Raw genomic sequence first — 15,994 nt, forward strand, 5'->3', positions numbered from 1 at the left:
CGGCGGTACCACAGCCGTTGCGCACGTCCGGTTGCGCGCTGTCGGATGTCGCACAGTCACCCGTCGGGCCGCAACCTTCGGGCCCGCTCGCGGGTCAGGGCAGGGCGGCGACGGCCTCCGCGTACGCGACGCCGGTGGCGATGGCGGCGTCCACCAGCACCCGCAACTGCGCCGGCGCGACCCCGTGCGCCAGGTCGGTGGCCGCGTCCCCGGCGAGCACGATCTCGCTGTCGAGGTCGTGCGCGTACGCCTTGGGCAGCAGCCGGTCGTGGTTCCACGCGTTGCAGAAGGCGTACGCCTCGGACCGCCGCGTGGCCGGCAGCCGCCGGTCGGCCATCGCCCGGGTGTGCAGCACCTCGCCCCGCTCGCCAGCCCGTCGGAACTGGATCACCGCGGCGCCCCACCGGCCGACCACCGTGCCGTCGTCGTCGATCAGGTACCGGTCGCCGCGCCGGTCCAGGGTCGCGGTGATGAGGTCGGCGGTGAGCGCCATCAGCTCCCGCTCGGACTCCCCGTCCGGCCCGGGACCGGCGTCGTCCTCCTCGTCGGCGACGTCGCCGCCATCCGGCAGCGGCACCGCCGCCGCGGCGGGACGTTCGGCCAGCCAGGCCGCGATCCTGCCGGACTGGTGACCGGTGCCGTTGCGGGCGTCGAAGCTGCCGGCCAGGTCGGTGGCGAGGCCGAGCAGCAGCGCGCCGAGCGTCGACACGTCCAGTTCGGTGGCCGGACGCTCGCCGTACGCCGGGCGGCGCACCCGTCGCTCGCCCAGCCCCGTCTCGTCGGCCAGCCCGCAGACCAGCGCCCCCGCCGCGGCGAACTCCATGGCGGCGAGGTCGTCGGTGGGCCGGTCCAGCCGGGGCAGCTGCTCGGTCAGGATGGCCAGCCCGCGCTCCAGATGCCCGCCGAGCGCGCAGAACCGCAGGTGGGTCGCGAGATGCCCGAACGCGGCGCGCTCGCGCCGGTGCCGCCGGTACGCCCGCACGTGCGCCGCCGCGGCCTCCTCGGCCGCGCCGAGCCGTAACCGTGGCAGCAGTCCGGCGACCAGCGCCCGCTCGGGCTGGTCGGTGCAGGCCGGGGCGTCGGTGTCGTACGCCTCCAGCTCGGCGCGGGCCTCCCGCCACTCGCCCCAGCCGGCCAGCAGTTCCGCGCGGCGGGCCGGGGCGCAGCCGGGGCACCCGCCGGCCGGACCGCCACGCGTACCCGCCCACTGCCGGTAGAAGTGCCGGGCGGTGGGTTCGTCGCCCAGGTGGTCGGCGATCCGGCAGCGCAGTTCGGCGACGGTCGGCCCGTCGAGCCCGCCCGTCCCCACCCGCTCGGCCAAATCGGTCAGGAGTAGTCGGGTCTGGTCCAGCCCCACCCGGGGGGTGCCGAGCAGCGCCTCCACCGCGTACCGCTGGTAGCGCGTCAGCAGCACGGTCTCGGGGTCGCCGAGCAGCGTGGGCCACCGGTCGGCGGCGGCCCGGCAGCGCCGTACCGGCTCGACGATCCGCCACCGCTCGCCGTGCAGCAGGTACGCCTCGATGAGCGCGAACCTCGCGTCCAGCGCGGACCGGGCGTCCGCGGCGGCGTCGGCGCGCTCGGCGACCCGTTCCAGCGCGGCCAGCCGGCCGGACCCGTCGGGCAGGTCCCGGGCGTCGGCGAGCGCGGACACCAATGCCGGGACGCGCTGCCCGACACCCCGGCCGCCGTCTCCGCTGGCGGGCGCGTGCGCCCGGTCGGTACGGCTGCCCGTGGTCTCCTCCCGGCCGGTCACGTCGACACCGCGCCGGGCAGGCGACCGACCGCCACGGCGAGTTGGCAGCCGGTCGTGATGCCGCAGTCGAGCAGTCGGTCGAGCTGGTGGGGCGTGACGCCACGTTCCAGGTCGGTGATCACCTCACCGTGGATCCGGGCCCGGCCGGCGTCGTCGACGTGCACGAACGCCTTCGGCCAGAGCCGGTCGTGGTTCCACGCGTTGCAGAAGGCGTACAGGTCGGGCACCCGTTCGATCCCGAAGGTCGGCGCGACCATCGTGCGGACCTGGAGCAGCTCGCCATCGGCGCCGAGGCGCAGGAACCAGATCAGGTTGTCGTCGAAGCGTCCCACGAGGTCACCGTCGGGGGCACGGCCGAACGGGCGGCCGCGCGCGGCGAGCACCGCGGCGATCAGCTCGCCGGTCAGCGGGCGTACCGCACCGGGGTGCCCGGCCAGCGGATCGTCCTCGATTCCCGGCGACGCCATCGGGCATCCCTTCTGAGGCGGATATCACGACCGGCGGCGGGGTCCGTGCTGCGACGCGCGGACACGACCCGGAAAAGCGGCGATCTGCCCGGCCCCACCGTTACCGTGACTCTATGGCGGGCCGTACCTCTCAGGCGAGCCGGCGACGCGGCGCGTCGCCGCGCGGTGGCACCAACAGCCGTGCCCGTCAACCGGCGAAGAAGACCCGGGCACCGGTACGGCGACGCACCACACCCGCCCGTCCGGGCCCCGCCGTCTACGTGGGCCGCGCTGTCGGTGCACTGTGGATGGGGCTGGCGCACGGGATGGGGTGGGCGGTGCGGGCCGCCGGCCGGCAGGCCGCCTCCGCCCGCGACCTGGACCCGGAGCACCGCCGTGACGGGGCCGGACTGCTGCTGTTCGGGCTGGCCCTGCTCAGCGCCGTGGCGCTGTGGTTCTCCGGCGCGGGCCCGGTGGGCGCCCGCCTGGCCGACACGGTCCGGCTGTTCCTCGGCGCGATCTCCGTCGTGGTGCCGGTGCTGCTGATGATCGGGGCGTGGCGGCTCATGCGTCAGCCGATCGATCCGGAGCACCGGGGTCGAGGGCTGATCGGGTGGGGTTCGCTGCTGGTGTCGACCGCGGCGCTGCTCCAGATCGGCCAGGACCCGGTGGACACCGTGGAGCGTGACTTCGCCGGTGGCCTCGTCGGCGCCGGCGTGGGCGGGCTGCTGGAACGGGCGGTCACCGCCTGGGTGGCCGTACCCCTGCTGGTCCTGCTCCTGCTCTTCGGCCTGCTCGTGGTCACGGCGACGCCGATCAACAAGATCCCGGAGCGGCTGGGCCTGCTCGCCGGAGGGCTGGTCGCGTCTCCGGAGACCACCGAGGAGGACGACGAGCCGGTCGCGCGGCCCGCGCGCAGGCGTCCGTCGAAGCGGATGCCGCCACCGATCGACCCGGACGACTTCGAGGACACCGAGGGCGCGGACCTCCAGGAGACCATGGTGCTGCCGCGCAAGGCCCCGGCGAAGGTGCCGGCCAGCCGCAAGCCGGCCGAGCCGCCCGAGCACTCGCCCGCGCCCACCCGCGCCGAGCAGCTCGCGTTGACCGGCCTGGCCGGCGACTACACCCTGCCCCCGGCGAACATGCTCAGCGCCGGTGCTGCCGCGAAGACCCGCAGCAAGGCCAACGACGAGGTGATCGCCGCGCTCACCGGCGTCTTCGACCAGTTCGACGTGGACGCCGCGGTCACCGGGTTCACCCGGGGCCCGACGGTCACCCGCTACGAGGTGGAGTTGGGGCACGGCGTCAAGGTCGAGCGGATCACCCAGCTCTCCCGCAATATCGCCTACGCGGTGAAGTCGCCGGACGTACGGATCCTCAGCCCGATCCCGGGCAAGAGCGCGGTCGGCGTGGAGATCCCGAACACCGACCCGGAGAACGTGGCCCTCGGCGACGTGCTGCGTTCGCGGGCGGCGACGAGCGACCACCATCCGATGGTGGTGGCGCTCGGCAAGGACATCGAGGGCGGCTACGTGGTGGCCAACCTCGCGAAGATGCCGCACATCCTGATCGCCGGGGCCACCGGCGCGGGCAAGTCGTCCTGCCTCAACACCCTGCTGGTCTCCGTGCTCACCCGGGCCACCCCGGACGAGGTGCGGCTGCTGCTGATCGACCCGAAGCGGGTCGAGATGACCGGCTACGAGGGCATCCCGCACCTGGTCACGCCGATCGTCACGAACGCCAAGAAGGCGGCCGACTCGCTGGACTGGGTCGTCCGCGAGATGGACATGCGCTACGACGACCTCGCGGCCAACGGCGTCCGGCACATCGACGACTTCAACCGCAAGGTGCGCAACGGCGAGATCAAGGCGCCGCCGGGCAGCGAGCGGGAGATGCGCCCGTACCCGTACCTGCTGGTGATCGTGGACGAGCTGGCCGACCTGATGATGGTCGCGCCGCGCGACGTGGAGGACTCGGTCGTCCGGATCACCCAGCTGGCGCGGGCCGCCGGTATCCACCTGGTGCTGGCCACCCAGCGGCCCTCGGTCGACGTGGTGACCGGTCTGATCAAGGCGAACGTGCCGTCCCGGCTGGCGTTCGCCACGTCGTCCCTCGCGGACTCGCGGGTCATTCTCGACCAGCCCGGCGCGGAGAAGCTGCTCGGGCGCGGTGACGGTCTCTTCCTGCCGATGGGGGCCTCGAAGCCGGTCCGGATCCAGGGCGCCTGGGTCACCGAGCGCGAGATCGCCGACGTGGTGAAGTTCTGCAAGGACCAGCGTGAGCCGGAGTTCCGGCCGGACGTGCTGGCCCCCGCCAAGGACAATCAGAAGAAGATCGACGAGGACATCGGCGACGACCTCGACCTGCTGGTGCAGGCGGTGGAGCTGGTGGTCACCTCGCAGTTCGGCTCCACCTCGATGCTCCAGCGCAAGCTGCGGGTCGGTTTCGCCAAGGCGGGCCGGCTCATGGATCTCATGGAGACCCGTGGGGTCGTCGGGCCGTCCGAGGGGTCGAAGGCGCGCGACGTGCTGGTCAAGCCGGACGAGCTGGAGGAGGTCCTGGTCGGTCTGCGCGGCGACGTCGACTGACCACTCGCGACCCCGGACACCCGACGGGCCCGCCGGATACCGGCGGGCCCGTGACGTCGGGGTGGGTCAGTTGTTGATCAGAGCCGCGACGACCACCAGGCCGATGATCGCGGCCACGCCGCTGGCCGCGGCGGCGTACCAGCCCAGCGGCTTGTCACCCAGGACCGCGCCGACGATGCCGGCGATGATGCCGAGCACGCCGAAGATGATCGGGTTGAGCAGCAGGGCGAGCACCGCGAACACGAAACCCACGATGGTGAGGATGCGGGCGGCGTTGCTGCGCGGGCGGGCGGTGGTGGGGATGTCGGCCATGTCGTCCTCCGGATGAGAGCCTGTCGTGACGAACCGATCACTACCCACTGTGGGCGCTCGCCACGCGTGATCGTCAATGGAAGATCTTCAGGCCGACCACGCCGGCGACCACCAGCAGCAGGCAGAAGACCCGGGGCAGGCTCACCGACTCGCCGAGCGCCACCATTCCGACCAGCGCCGTGCCCACCGCGCCGATGCCGACCCAGACGGCGTAGCCGGTGCCGACCGGGATGTCGCGCAGCGCGTACGCCAGGCCGCCCATGCTCAGCGCCAGGGCCACCACGAACACCACCGAGGGGAGCAGCCGGCTGAAGCCGGCGCTGCGGTCCAGGGCGACGGCCCAGGCCGTCTCCAGCAGCCCGGAGATCACGAGTACGAGCCAGGCCATCGTTCACCTCACGAGGACGAGTCGGGTCAGTCTGCTGGGGCGTCTTGGCCTGACCGGGTACGCCCACCGCTCGTCCGGAGTGACCACCGCGTCCGGGGCCACCACGGCCGACGCTAGCACCGGCTGGCGGCCCCGGACGGTGACCCACGCCACCACGCATTGACCTCTACTTCGCTTCAACTTGCACTATGGCGGGCATGGCCCTGCTCTATGCCGACCCCGAGGTCGCCGCCGCCCTGGACGCCGCCACCACCGTCGACGCCATGCGGGCCGCCCTGGTGGCCGCGTACGAGGGGCGCCTGGTCGCCCCGCCCCGGGCCGCCGCCCCGCTCGGTGGCGGGCGGATGGTGCTCACCGCCGGGCACCTGGTCGGCCAGTGGTACGGCTACCGCTCGTACGACACGTTCGGCCACCCTCAGGGCGAGCAACTGGTCGTGTTGCACGACGCCGCCACCGGGGCGGTGCGGGCGGTCGCCGTCGGCGAGGAGCTGGGCTCCCGTCGCACCGGTGGACTGGGCGGCGTCGCGGTGGACGCGCTGGCCCGGCCGGACGCGACCACCCTCGGCGTGATCGGCTCCGGGCGGCAGGCCTGGACCCAGGTGTGGGCCGCCGCGGCCGTGCGCCCGCTGCGCGAGGTGGTGGTGCACAGCCGTTCGACCGCGCGCCGGGACGCCTTCGCCAGCCGGGTACGCGCCGAACTGGGCGTGCCGGCCCGCGCGGTCGCCGACCCCGGCGCGGCCGTCACCGGCCGGGACATCGTGGTGCTCGCCACCACGAGCCCCACGCCGGTGCTGCGCGCCGCCGACGTGAGCCCCGGCACGCACGTCAACACGGTCGGCTTCAAGCAGCACGACCGCAGCGAGTTCGGCACCGACCTGCTGGACGCCGCCGACCTGCTGGTCACCGACTCGCCGGCCCAGGCGGCGGACTACCAACCGCCGATGCTCGCGGCGCTGCCCGCGTACGCCGGACGGCTGCGGGACCTGGGCGGCATCCTGGCGGGCGCGGTTCCCGGCCGGACCACGGCGGACCAGGTCTCCGTCTTCTGCTGCACGGGCCTGGCCGGTACCGAGGTCTTCCTGCTCGACGCCCTGACCCGGGCGACCGCCGTGACCCGGTGACCGACGCCCGCACGTGGTGTGATCCCGCCGGCCGCCGTGCCCGCGTGCGCGGGCTACCGCGAGCGGCCCGGTACCCTCGGATGGTGTCTGCCACCTCTCCTTCCGCTTCCGACAACGCCGAGGGCCGTCGCGTCGCCCTGCTCACCCTGGGCTGCGCCCGTAACGAGGTCGACTCGGAGGAGTTGGCCGCCCGGCTGCACGCCGACGGCTGGCAGGTGAGCACCGACGGCGAGGGTGCCGACGTGGTGGTCGTGAACACCTGCGGCTTCGTGGAGAAGGCCAAGCAGGATTCCATCCAGACGCTGCTCGCCGCCGCCGGGACGGGCGCGAAGGTGGTGGCCGCCGGCTGCATGGCCGAGCGGTACGGCAAGGAGCTGGCCGACAGTCTGCCCGAGGCGCAGGCGGTGCTGAGCTTCGACGACTACCCGGACATCGCCGCCCGGCTCAACGCCGTGGTCGCCGGTGAACAGGTCACCGCGCACACCCCGCGGGACCGCCGGGAGCTGCTGCCCCTGACGCCGGTGAAGCGCCGCGACAGCGGGGTGTCCCTGCCCGGGCACGGCACCGTGGCGCGTGCCGCCGTCGAGACCGACGAGCACACCCCGGCGCACCTGCGTCAGGTGCTGCGCCGTCGACTCGACACCGGCCCGGTCGCGTCGTTGAAGCTCGCCAGTGGCTGTGACCGGCGCTGCGCGTTCTGTGCCATCCCGGCGTTCCGTGGGGCGTTCGTCTCGCGAACCCCGGACGAGCTGCTCGCCGAGGCGGAGTGGCTGGCCAAGACCGGCGTACGGGAGCTGGTGCTGGTCAGCGAGAACTCGACCTCGTACGGCAAGGACCTGGGCGACCCGCGCGCGCTGGAGAAGCTGCTGCCGCAGCTCGCCGCGGTGTCCGGCATCGTCCGGGTGCGGGTGAGCTATCTCCAGCCGGCCGAGACGCGGCCCGGGCTGGTCGAGGCGATCGCCGGTACCCCCGGGGTGGCCCCGTACTTCGACCTGTCGTTCCAGCACTCCAGCGAGCCCGTGCTGCGCCGGATGCGGCGTTTCGGCTCCACCGACCGGTTCCTGGAGCTGCTGGCCAGCGCCCGGGCGCTGGCTCCGGAGGCGGGCGCGCGGAGCAACTTCATCGTCGGCTTCCCCGGCGAGACCCGCGCCGACATCGACGAGCTGACCCGGTTCCTGACCGAGGCCCGGCTCGACGCGATCGGCATGTTCGACTACAGCGACGAGGACGGCACCGAGGCCGCCGGACTGCCCGGCAAGGTGTCCGCCGCGACCATCAAGCGGCGGTACGACCGGCTGAGCGCGCTCGCCGACGAGCTCTGCTCCCAGCGGGCCGAGGACCGGCTCGGCTCGACCGTCGAGGTGCTGGTCGACGCGATCGTGGACGGCGTGGTGGAGGGCCGGGCCGCGCACCAGGCGCCGGAGGTGGACGGATCGACCACCCTGGTCGCGCCGGTCGACGGCGGGGTCGACCTGAGCGCACTGCGCCCGGGTGACCTGGTGCGGGCCACGGTGACCGGCACCGAAGGGGTGGATCTGCTCGCGGTGCCGGATGAGATGATCTCGGCGGCGCCCGGCGCGGCACGGTGACGGCGGGTCCGGACGGAGCGGGGGAGCCAGGTGGTGCGGTGTCGGGAACGCCACGGCGGCCCGAGCGGAGCGAGACGGTGACCGGGGCGACGGAGTCGACGCCGGCCCGGGTGGTCGCGCGGGTGCCCGTGCTCAACGCCGCCAACGCGCTGACCGCCCTGCGGCTGGTGCTGGTGCCGGTCTTCGCCGCCTCGGTGATCGTGTCGGGGATGACCCACGCCGGCTGGCGGATGGCCGCCTGCCTGATCTTCGCGGTGGCCTCGGCGACCGACCTGGTGGACGGTTGGATCGCCCGCCGGTTCGGGCTGGTCACCTCGGTCGGCAAGGTGGCCGACCCGATCGCCGACAAGGCGCTCACCGGCGCGGCTCTGGTGCTGCTCTCCTGGTACGACCGGCTGCCCTGGTGGGTGACGGCGCTGATCCTGGTCCGCGAGCTGGGCATCACCGGGCTGCGGTTCTGGGTGATCCGGCACGGGGTGATCGCGGCCAGCCGTGGCGGCAAGATCAAGACCGCGCTGCAGATCCTGGCCATCGCCTGGTACCTCTGGCCGATGCCGGCCGCCCTCGCCGCCGTCGGCCCCTGGATCATGGTTGCCGCCGTCCTGGTCACGGTGGCAACCGGCTTCGACTACATCCTCCAGGCCCTCCGCCTCCGCCGCCCCCACCCCTAACCCGCCCCGAGCCCGTCGCCCCGGCGCGTGATCATGACGTTGTTGCGGTTCGGGCCGGCGTGTCGAGGCGATAACTTCATGATCCACGGGGTCCGGCCGGGAGGGTTGGGGGTTGGCGGGTGGGGAAGGACGGGATCATGCAGCGGGACGAGAACGCGACGGGGAGCGCGGCGGCGGCTGTCGTGCACAGCCTTTCGCAGCGGCACGAGACCCTCGCCACCGTCGAATCGCTCACCGGCGGGCTGCTGGCCGCGTCGATCGTGGAGATCGCCGGGGTCAGCCGGATCTACCGGGGCGGGCTGGTCGTCTACGCCACCGAACTGAAGGCCACGCTCGCCGACGTGCCGTCCGACCTGCTGGCCGAGCGCGGACCCGTCGACCCCGACGTGGCGGCGGCGCTCGCCGAGGGCGGTCGGCGGCGCTGCGGGGCGGACTGGGGGCTCGCCACCACCGGGGTCGCCGGCCCGGAGCCGCAGGACGGCAAGCCCGTCGGCCTGGTCTACGTCGCGGTCGCCGGCCCGACCGGCGTCGAGGTCCGCGAACTCGACCTCGACGGGGGGCGGGACCACGTACGCTCGGCTGCCGTGATCGAGGCGTTGCGGCTGCTCGCCGAACACATCCACGCCGCCGACGAGGCCGCCATCGAGGGCCTGGAGACAACGGACGTGGCTGCCCCCGCTGGCGAGAAGACGGCCGCCGGGGTCGCCGGGAACGGCTCGGGAGCGGCCGCCGAAAGCGTCCGGGACGGTCTGGGCGCGGCCGGCCTGGGGCGTCCGTGAGCCGTCCCGCCAGGATCCGACGGGCGGGGTGGGATGTCGCCGGGGCGCGCAGCGGGTACGGTTGCGGGAAGGCTCCGACGCTCGGAGCCGGCGCGGTCCGCCGCGGCCGGCTGCCCGACGCCGGGCGTGAGGTATCCCTCAGGGGGAGGTGCGATGGTCCTGCTACGCCGGGTGATCGGTGACGCACTGCGGGCGCGCCGGCAGGGACAGCAGCGCACACTGCGTGAGGTGTCCACCGCCGCCAACGTCAGCCTCGGTTACCTCTCCGAGATCGAGCGGGGGCACAAGGAGCCGTCCAGCGAGCTGCTGGCCGCGATCTGTGACGCGCTCGGCGCCCGCCTTTCCGAACTTCTCCGCGAGGTGAGCGACACCGTGGCGCTCGCCGAGCAGATGCCCGCCGGGGTGCTCGTCGGCATGCAGGACGAGCCGGCCGAGGCCGCGCCCGTCGCGCCGGCCGCCGTGCGCAAGGCCGCCAACCGGGGCGTCCGCCAGGTCACCTCCGACGGCAAGGTCGCGGTGTCGGTCCGGCAGGATTCCCCGCTGCGGGCGACGCTGCGCAGCACCCGGGTCCGGCCCACCGAGCGCGACCGGGACGTGGTCTGCGCCGCCTGAGCACCGTGCGTCCGTTGCCCATGGGCGAGGTGGCCCCGGCCGCGTAGGGTTGCCCGCAGGAGCCGACGGTGCCCGTCGTGCGCCCGGTACGGATGCCGCGCTGGCGTTCGGCTGGGACGATGGAGACCGGCCGGGTCGCGGTCGGTCGGCGCAATCCGGCCCGACCGCGGTGCAGCGACGCTACTGAGGGGATACCGCGGAGATGGCGAACCCGTTCGTCAAGGGCTGGAACTACCTGATGGCGCTCTTCGGCGCGAAGATCGACGAGCACGCCGACCCGAAGGTGCAGATCCAGCAGGCCATCGAGGATGCCCAGCGGCAGCACCAGGCGCTGGTCCAGCAGGCGGCCGCCGTCATCGGCAACCAGCGTCAGCTGGAGATGAAGCTGTCCCGGCAGATGTCCGAGGTCGAGCGGCTCCAGGGCAACGCCCGGCAGGCCCTGGTGCTGTCCGACCAGGCCCGCGCCAAGGGCGACGAGGCCGAAGCGGTGCGGTTCGAGCAGTCCGCGCAGGCCCTGGCCACCCAGCTGGTCTCCGCCGAGCAGGCCACCGAGGACCTGAAGACCCTGCACGACCAGGCGCTCGGCGCGGCCGCGCAGGCCCGCCGCGCCGTCGAGAACAACTCGATGATCCTCCAGCAGAAGCTCGCCGAGCGCACCAAGCTGCTCAGCCAGCTGGAGCAGGCCAAGATGCAGGAGACCGTGGCCCGCTCGTTGGAGTCGATGTCGACGCTCACCGCACCCGGCACCACCCCGTCCCTGGACGAGGTGCGGGACCGGATCGAGCGGCGGTACGCCAACGCGATGGGCCGCGCCGAACTGGCCGGCAACTCCGTCGAGGGTCGGATGCTGGAGATCCAGAAGGCGACCATCGACTCGGCGGGCTCGGCCCGGCTGGAGCAGATCCGTTCCAGCATGGTGGGGGAGCAGCTCGGCGGCACGGCGCAGCGCCCGGCGGTCCCACAGGGCGAGCAGGCGGGCTCGGGCAGCGACCCGGCCGCCGCCGCCCGGCTGGACGAGCTGCGCGCGAGCATGGCCCGCGAGCGGGGCACCGGCGACCCGACCGCCGCCGGCTGAACGACCGGTCCGAGGGGGTCTTTCGGTGGCAGACGAGCGGACACGCTACTTCCGTCAATTGGGTCGGCTGCGCCGGTCCGCCCGGCGGTGGAGCGTACTGGCCGGTGGGCTCGGCGGGGCCACGGCGGTGCTGACGCCGTACGCCGGGCTCGGTCTGCCGGATGCGGCCTGGGCCGGCGCCGCGGGCAGCGCGCTGGCGTTGGCCGCCTGGCGCTGGATCGACCTGCGGGCGCTGGCCGCCCGGCCCGCGCCCCCGGCGCTGGACCCGGCCGAGGCCGCCGCCCGGTCCCGGGCCCGGCTGGTGGCCGCCGTGGAGCGACTGCCGGTCGGCTCGGGCGTGCTGGCCGAGGTACGCCGGGTGCGCGGCCGGGTCGCGCTGCGTGGCACCACCGCCGGCCAGCAGTGGGCGCGACTGGACCGTGCCTCGCTCACCCTGGCGGGGATGGCGCCCCGGCTCACCGGGCTGGCCGAGCCGGCCGTGCTGGAGGCCGCTGCCGCCGACCGGTCGCTGCGGGAACTCGCCAACCGGGTGGCCAGCGTCGAACGGGCCCTGCGGCTCGCGCCGACCGACGCCCGGCCGCCGCTGGCCGACGCGCACGCCGCGTTGACCGCCCAGTTGGAGAGCGGGGTGGCGGCATACGAGCGGTTGGTGGTCGCCGCCGCCGGCTACCTCGCCGAGGACGCCCGCCCGGAGCCCACCCACCCGGCCGCCGACCGGCTCACCGAGGCCACCGACCTTCTGCACGGCGTGGCCTCGGCCCTGGCCGAGCTGCGCGCCGGCGGCGCCGGCCTGCGCGCGCCCACCCGCTGAGCCGCACCCCACGCGCCGCGCCCGCCCGTCACGGTGGCGTCGTGACCGGGATCGGACCGGTGTACGGCGAGCTGCCCACCACGTTGAACGACCGGATCCGGTAGTGGTAGGTCACGCCCCGGGCCAGACCCGTGTTGGTGAAGCCGCGACCGGTCACCGTGAAGGTCGCCACCTCGTGCGCGAACGTCGGGTCCAGCGCCCGCTGCACGATGAACCCGGAGCCCGGGCCGACGGGGGTGTTCGCCGTCCAGACCAGCACCACCGTGGCGGTGTCCGGGCCCGGCGCGCTCGCGGTGGCGTTCACCTCGCCGGGGGTGCTCGGCGCGGGCGGAGTGCTCGCCGCGGCCACCGTCGACCACGCCGAGGCGGCGCCCAGGTACGTGGTGCGGACCCGGTAGTAGTACGTGGTGTCCGGCGCGGCCGTGGTGTCCAGGTGGTTGTCGCCGACCCCGATCGCGGTGGTGCCCGGCCCGCTGGTGAAGGTCGGGTTGGTGGCCCGCTGTACGTCGATGCCGGTGGCGAAGGAGCGGTTCGTCCAGCGCAGCGCCACCCGCAGCGGCGCGGCGGGTGGGATCGCCGCGATCAGGCCGCCCGGCGCGGCGAGGTGCACCGAGGCGGGCACGCTGTTCGACCAGGACGAGTAGCTCACCTCGTTCTCCGCCCGGATCCGGTAGTGGTACGTGACGCCGGGGGTGACCGTCGCGTCGATGTAGCGGGTCGCGGTGGCCGCGACGGTGATCGTGGTGACGTCGCCGCCGAAGGACCCGTCGGTGGCCCGTTGCAGCAGGTGACTCGTCGCGGGCGGGCGACCGCCGTTGCCGGTCCAGGTCAGGGCGATCGCCGGTAGGGCGGTGGCCGAGCCGGGCACGGGTGTGGCGGTGAGTCCGGTGGGCGCCCGCGGCGTCACCCGCAGCACCAACGGTCGGCTCATCCCCAGGTCGCGATGGCCGGCGAGCTGGCTGTGCCAGCGGTACTCCCAACCCAGGTTGACCATCTGGTTGACGACCACGGCCGGTCGCCCGTCGGTCGGGCTGACCGGCGTCGACCCGGTCCGCGCGCCGGCCGGACGTCCGGGGTCGAGCAGCCGCACGCTGTCGCCCAGCTTGAACGGCAGGGCCGGGGCCACCGGACGCAGCGCCACCACCACGTCCTCGCGGGGGTTGACCCGGACGATCTGCTTCCAGCCCAGCTCCGCCGGGTGCGGGGGGCGCTGCGTGCCGTCCCAGCCCACCCGGTTGACGATCTGCACGTCGCAGCCGCCGAAGCGCAGCGGCTCGGTCTGCCGTACGTTGCCGCTGATCCGCCAGAGCTGCGTGCCGTCGGTCGGGGCGCCCACCGGTATGGCCGGGTCGGCCGCGAACAGCACCTCGGTCACCGGATCGGTCGACCCGAGCGGCAGGGTCGCCGGGGCGAGCGGCCCGATGTGCGGATGACCGACCCCGAGACGCCCGGCCAGCCGGCCGTGACCGGGCTCGAAGACCTGCTGCGCGGCCTTGACCTCGATCGGCAGCGTCACCGGACCGGTGCCCGCGAGCGGCGTGAACGTCACCGTGTCGGCGTGCGCGGAGACGACCGTCTTGGCCGTGGTCCGGCTGCCGAACGCCGGGTCGTACGCCGGCTGCGGCACGATCGGCGGGCGCTGGCTGGCCGCGTACGCCGCCGGCAGCCGCTCCCGCAGCCGGTCCACGTCGTACGGCCCGTCGGGCGTGCCGGCCACCCGGAATTGCAGCAGGGTACGGGTGTTCGGGCCGTACCCCGGTTCGGTGGGCGGCGGACCGCCCCCGGCCGTGCGGTCCGGCGCGTCGGTGTGCTGGTCGTAGCGCTCATCGAAGCCGGGCAGCGGCGCCGGGGCGTCGTTGTAGAGGATCAGCGTGCTGCCCGGTTCCACGCTGGAGAAGTCGACGAGCACGTCGGCTGCCTCACCCGGGGCGAGCAGGAGCGTGTGCCCGTCGACGTTCAGCACGGTCGGGTCGAGCCGGTCGTAGCGGTAGCCGATCGGCCGGTTCGGCAGCACCACCGGGGCGGGCAGCAGCCCGGCCTCGTTGCCGATCTGGACGAACTCCGGGCCGGCGGCGCGCGGGTCGGGCACACCGCCGTCACGCCCGTCGCTCGGCCAACCGGCCGGCCGGTCCGCCGACCGCACGGCGGGCACCATCGGCACCTCGCCGGCGTCCGCGTCGGCCAGGCTGCCGTCGTCGGCCCACATCGACGCGTCCGAGCAGGCCCGGTAGAGCTGGAGGTTGAGGCTGCGGTCCAGGCAGGCGTTGAGGATGCGCAGGCGGTACACCGTGGGGCGTACCCGCAGGTACGGGTACGCGACACCGTTGACCAGCGGGGTATCCCCGTACGCCGCGGGCACCGCCGACGGGTGCGGCACCCCGGGGCGCAGCGGTGGTTCGGCGTCACCGCCGACGGGGTCGTGGTGCGGGTTCGGCACCGGCCCCGGACCGGTCAGCGGCGGCTCGCCCGCGATCCGTTCGGCCATCGGCCAACCGTCCACGGTGGGTCCGCTGTCGTCCCGACCGCCGTCCGGCGCCGGACGGCGCGACCAGGGGCCGTAGTCCCACCGACCGGTGGGGTTGCGTCCGCCGGACCGGTACGGGTTCTGCCGGGGCTGGTAGACGTGGGGGTACCACAGGCTGCCGCGAGCCCCCCAGCGTTCCCGGTCCCAGGTCGGATCCTCGGCGGCCAGCTGGGTGTCGTCCGGCACGAACGTCTTGTCCTCGATCACCAGGGGCACCTGCTCGGCCGGCAGCACCCCCTCGGCGACAAGTTCGTCCTCGACCGGGTCGGTGAGCAGGTACGGCGCGAGCTGCCCACCGTAGACGGTGAGCCGGGCCAGCCCGAGGGTGTTGTCGTGGAACGACAGCAGCCGGCCGCTCTGCTCGTTGGGGAAGTAGAGAGTGGTGGCGCCGGAGCCGGGCGTCGGCATGTCCGGCACGGGCGTGAGGCCGGTCCCCGTCGGGTACGGGGTGATCTCCCCGGCCGGGGTGATCCAGTGTCCCGGGTTGCCCGCGCTGGTCCACCCGGTCTGCGCCCCGGCCAGGTGCAGCACCGCCCGGTTCTGCGGGTACGGCGCCGGGCCGTCCAGCGGCCCGAGCCCAGCACCCTCGACCGTCTCGTCGACCGGCAGGAACAACTCGCCGGCCCGGCCGGTGGGAAGCTGGTTGATGAACTTCACCCGGACCGGTCGGCCGCGCCGAGCGCGGATCATCGGGCCGAGGTGCCAGGGCCGCTCCGGTGGCGCCACCGTGTTGTGGCCCGACGGGTCGGTGCCCAGGTTGAGCTGTCGGTAGCCGCGCAGCCGGGTGACCGGCAGATCCCGGTGCAGGCGTTGCGCGTACTCCTGGAGCCCGATCTCGTAGTAGTCGCAGCCCGGGTAGCTGATCGTGTCGGGCACCGCCACCGGCAGCGCCTGCTCGCCGGGTACGGGCAGCGCGTCGACGAACTTGCGCAGGCCCGTGCCCGGCACCGGCCGGCCATCGGGGTCACGCGTCGGGCGGGGACTGTACGCGACGTTCGGCACCGTTCCGAAGCAGCGTGGCTCGGCGGACGGATCCAGACTCGCCGTGGGCGCGGCCTCCTCGGCGGTACGCGCCGTGGGAACGGACGCCGTCCGACCGAGGCCGTCAGGGGCGGTCCGGTAGAAGAAGGTGGAGCGGAGTCTGCGGAAGATCGCCATGACTCTCCCCGGGGTCGGGGCACGAGGAAGAACACCACCCCGGCGTGGCGGCCCTCGGCACTCTGCTGACAGGCGGTGAGCACCCAACCGCAGCATGCGACGTCGAGGGGTCGGTTAGGAATTACCCAATCGTCCGTATCTGGGATGACCTCGATCCACAACGCCCG

12 protein-coding genes, 1 pseudogene and 1 riboswitch are annotated in these 15,994 nt (G+C 74.1%); of the genes and pseudogenes, 8 read left to right on the forward strand and 5 right to left on the reverse strand.

What is annotated here, in order from left to right; translation table 11 throughout:
- Window positions 1-94: 94 nt before the first annotated feature.
- Window positions 95-1,654 carry a YbjN domain-containing protein gene (locus ACQP03_RS08590; protein WP_433461140.1) on the reverse strand — a complete coding sequence of 520 codons (1,560 nt, stop codon included), beginning with the start codon at window positions 1,652-1,654 and terminating at the stop codon, window positions 95-97.
- A 95-nt stretch (window positions 1,655-1,749) separates the two neighbouring features.
- Window positions 1,750-2,220, reverse strand: a complete 471-nt coding sequence (locus ACQP03_RS08595; protein ID WP_357393721.1) for a YbjN domain-containing protein — start codon at window positions 2,218-2,220, stop codon at window positions 1,750-1,752.
- A gap of 113 nt (window positions 2,221-2,333) precedes the next feature.
- On the opposite strand from ACQP03_RS08595, the gene ACQP03_RS08600 reads away from it, so the two are divergent.
- Window positions 2,334-4,787, forward strand: coding sequence for an FtsK/SpoIIIE family DNA translocase (locus ACQP03_RS08600; protein ID WP_357393723.1), 2,454 nt, complete (start codon window positions 2,334-2,336; stop codon window positions 4,785-4,787).
- Between the two features lie 66 nt (window positions 4,788-4,853).
- Here the strand turns inward: ACQP03_RS08600 and ACQP03_RS08605 are convergent, their stop codons facing one another.
- Window positions 4,854-5,099 carry a hypothetical protein gene (locus ACQP03_RS08605; RefSeq protein ID WP_357122493.1) on the reverse strand — a complete coding sequence of 82 codons (246 nt, stop codon included), beginning with the start codon at window positions 5,097-5,099 and terminating at the stop codon, window positions 4,854-4,856.
- Between the two features lie 73 nt (window positions 5,100-5,172).
- On the reverse strand, window positions 5,173-5,487 hold the full coding sequence (gene sugE / locus ACQP03_RS08610) for a quaternary ammonium compound efflux SMR transporter SugE (protein ID WP_357122496.1): 315 nt from the start codon (window positions 5,485-5,487) through the stop codon (window positions 5,173-5,175).
- A 33-nt stretch (window positions 5,488-5,520) separates the two neighbouring features.
- Window positions 5,521-5,592, reverse strand: a riboswitch (guanidine-III (ykkC-III) riboswitch).
- A gap of 92 nt (window positions 5,593-5,684) precedes the next feature.
- On the opposite strand from sugE, the gene ACQP03_RS08615 reads away from it, so the two are divergent.
- The 7 genes and pseudogenes from ACQP03_RS08615 (at window position 5,685) to pspM (ending at window position 12,145) form a co-directional block, all read left to right on the forward strand.
- On the forward strand, window positions 5,685-6,608 hold the full coding sequence (locus tag ACQP03_RS08615) for an ornithine cyclodeaminase family protein (RefSeq protein ID WP_357122499.1): 924 nt from the start codon (window positions 5,685-5,687) through the stop codon (window positions 6,606-6,608).
- 80 nt (window positions 6,609-6,688) lie between these two features.
- A complete protein-coding gene (rimO, locus tag ACQP03_RS08620; protein WP_357122502.1) occupies window positions 6,689-8,197 on the forward strand; it encodes a 30S ribosomal protein S12 methylthiotransferase RimO in 1,509 nt (502 codons plus the stop codon).
- A 77-nt stretch (window positions 8,198-8,274) separates the two neighbouring features.
- A complete protein-coding gene (gene pgsA / locus ACQP03_RS08625; RefSeq protein ID WP_357175170.1) occupies window positions 8,275-8,868 on the forward strand; it encodes a CDP-diacylglycerol--glycerol-3-phosphate 3-phosphatidyltransferase in 594 nt (197 codons plus the stop codon).
- A 137-nt stretch (window positions 8,869-9,005) separates the two neighbouring features.
- A pseudogene (locus ACQP03_RS08630) lies at window positions 9,006-9,509 on the forward strand (CinA family protein); the annotation flags it as partial.
- A gap of 291 nt (window positions 9,510-9,800) precedes the next feature.
- Complete coding sequence (locus ACQP03_RS08635; protein WP_357122511.1) at window positions 9,801-10,259, forward strand: helix-turn-helix domain-containing protein; 459 nt, start codon at window positions 9,801-9,803, stop codon at window positions 10,257-10,259.
- A 202-nt stretch (window positions 10,260-10,461) separates the two neighbouring features.
- Window positions 10,462-11,334 carry a PspA/IM30 family protein gene (locus ACQP03_RS08640; protein WP_363660441.1) on the forward strand — a complete coding sequence of 291 codons (873 nt, stop codon included), beginning with the start codon at window positions 10,462-10,464 and terminating at the stop codon, window positions 11,332-11,334.
- Between the two features lie 25 nt (window positions 11,335-11,359).
- Window positions 11,360-12,145 (forward strand): phage shock envelope stress response protein PspM, encoded by a 786-nt coding sequence (gene pspM, locus ACQP03_RS08645; protein WP_363660440.1) that lies wholly within the window; start codon window positions 11,360-11,362, stop codon window positions 12,143-12,145.
- A gap of 28 nt (window positions 12,146-12,173) precedes the next feature.
- On the opposite strand, the gene ACQP03_RS08650 is transcribed toward pspM, so the two are convergent.
- A complete protein-coding gene (locus ACQP03_RS08650; RefSeq protein ID WP_433460779.1) occupies window positions 12,174-15,827 on the reverse strand; it encodes a hypothetical protein in 3,654 nt (1,217 codons plus the stop codon).
- Window positions 15,828-15,994 lie beyond the last annotated feature (167 nt).

The organism is Micromonospora sp. CA-248212 (assembly GCF_050948405.1).
Classification (GTDB): domain Bacteria; phylum Actinomycetota; class Actinomycetes; order Mycobacteriales; family Micromonosporaceae; genus Micromonospora.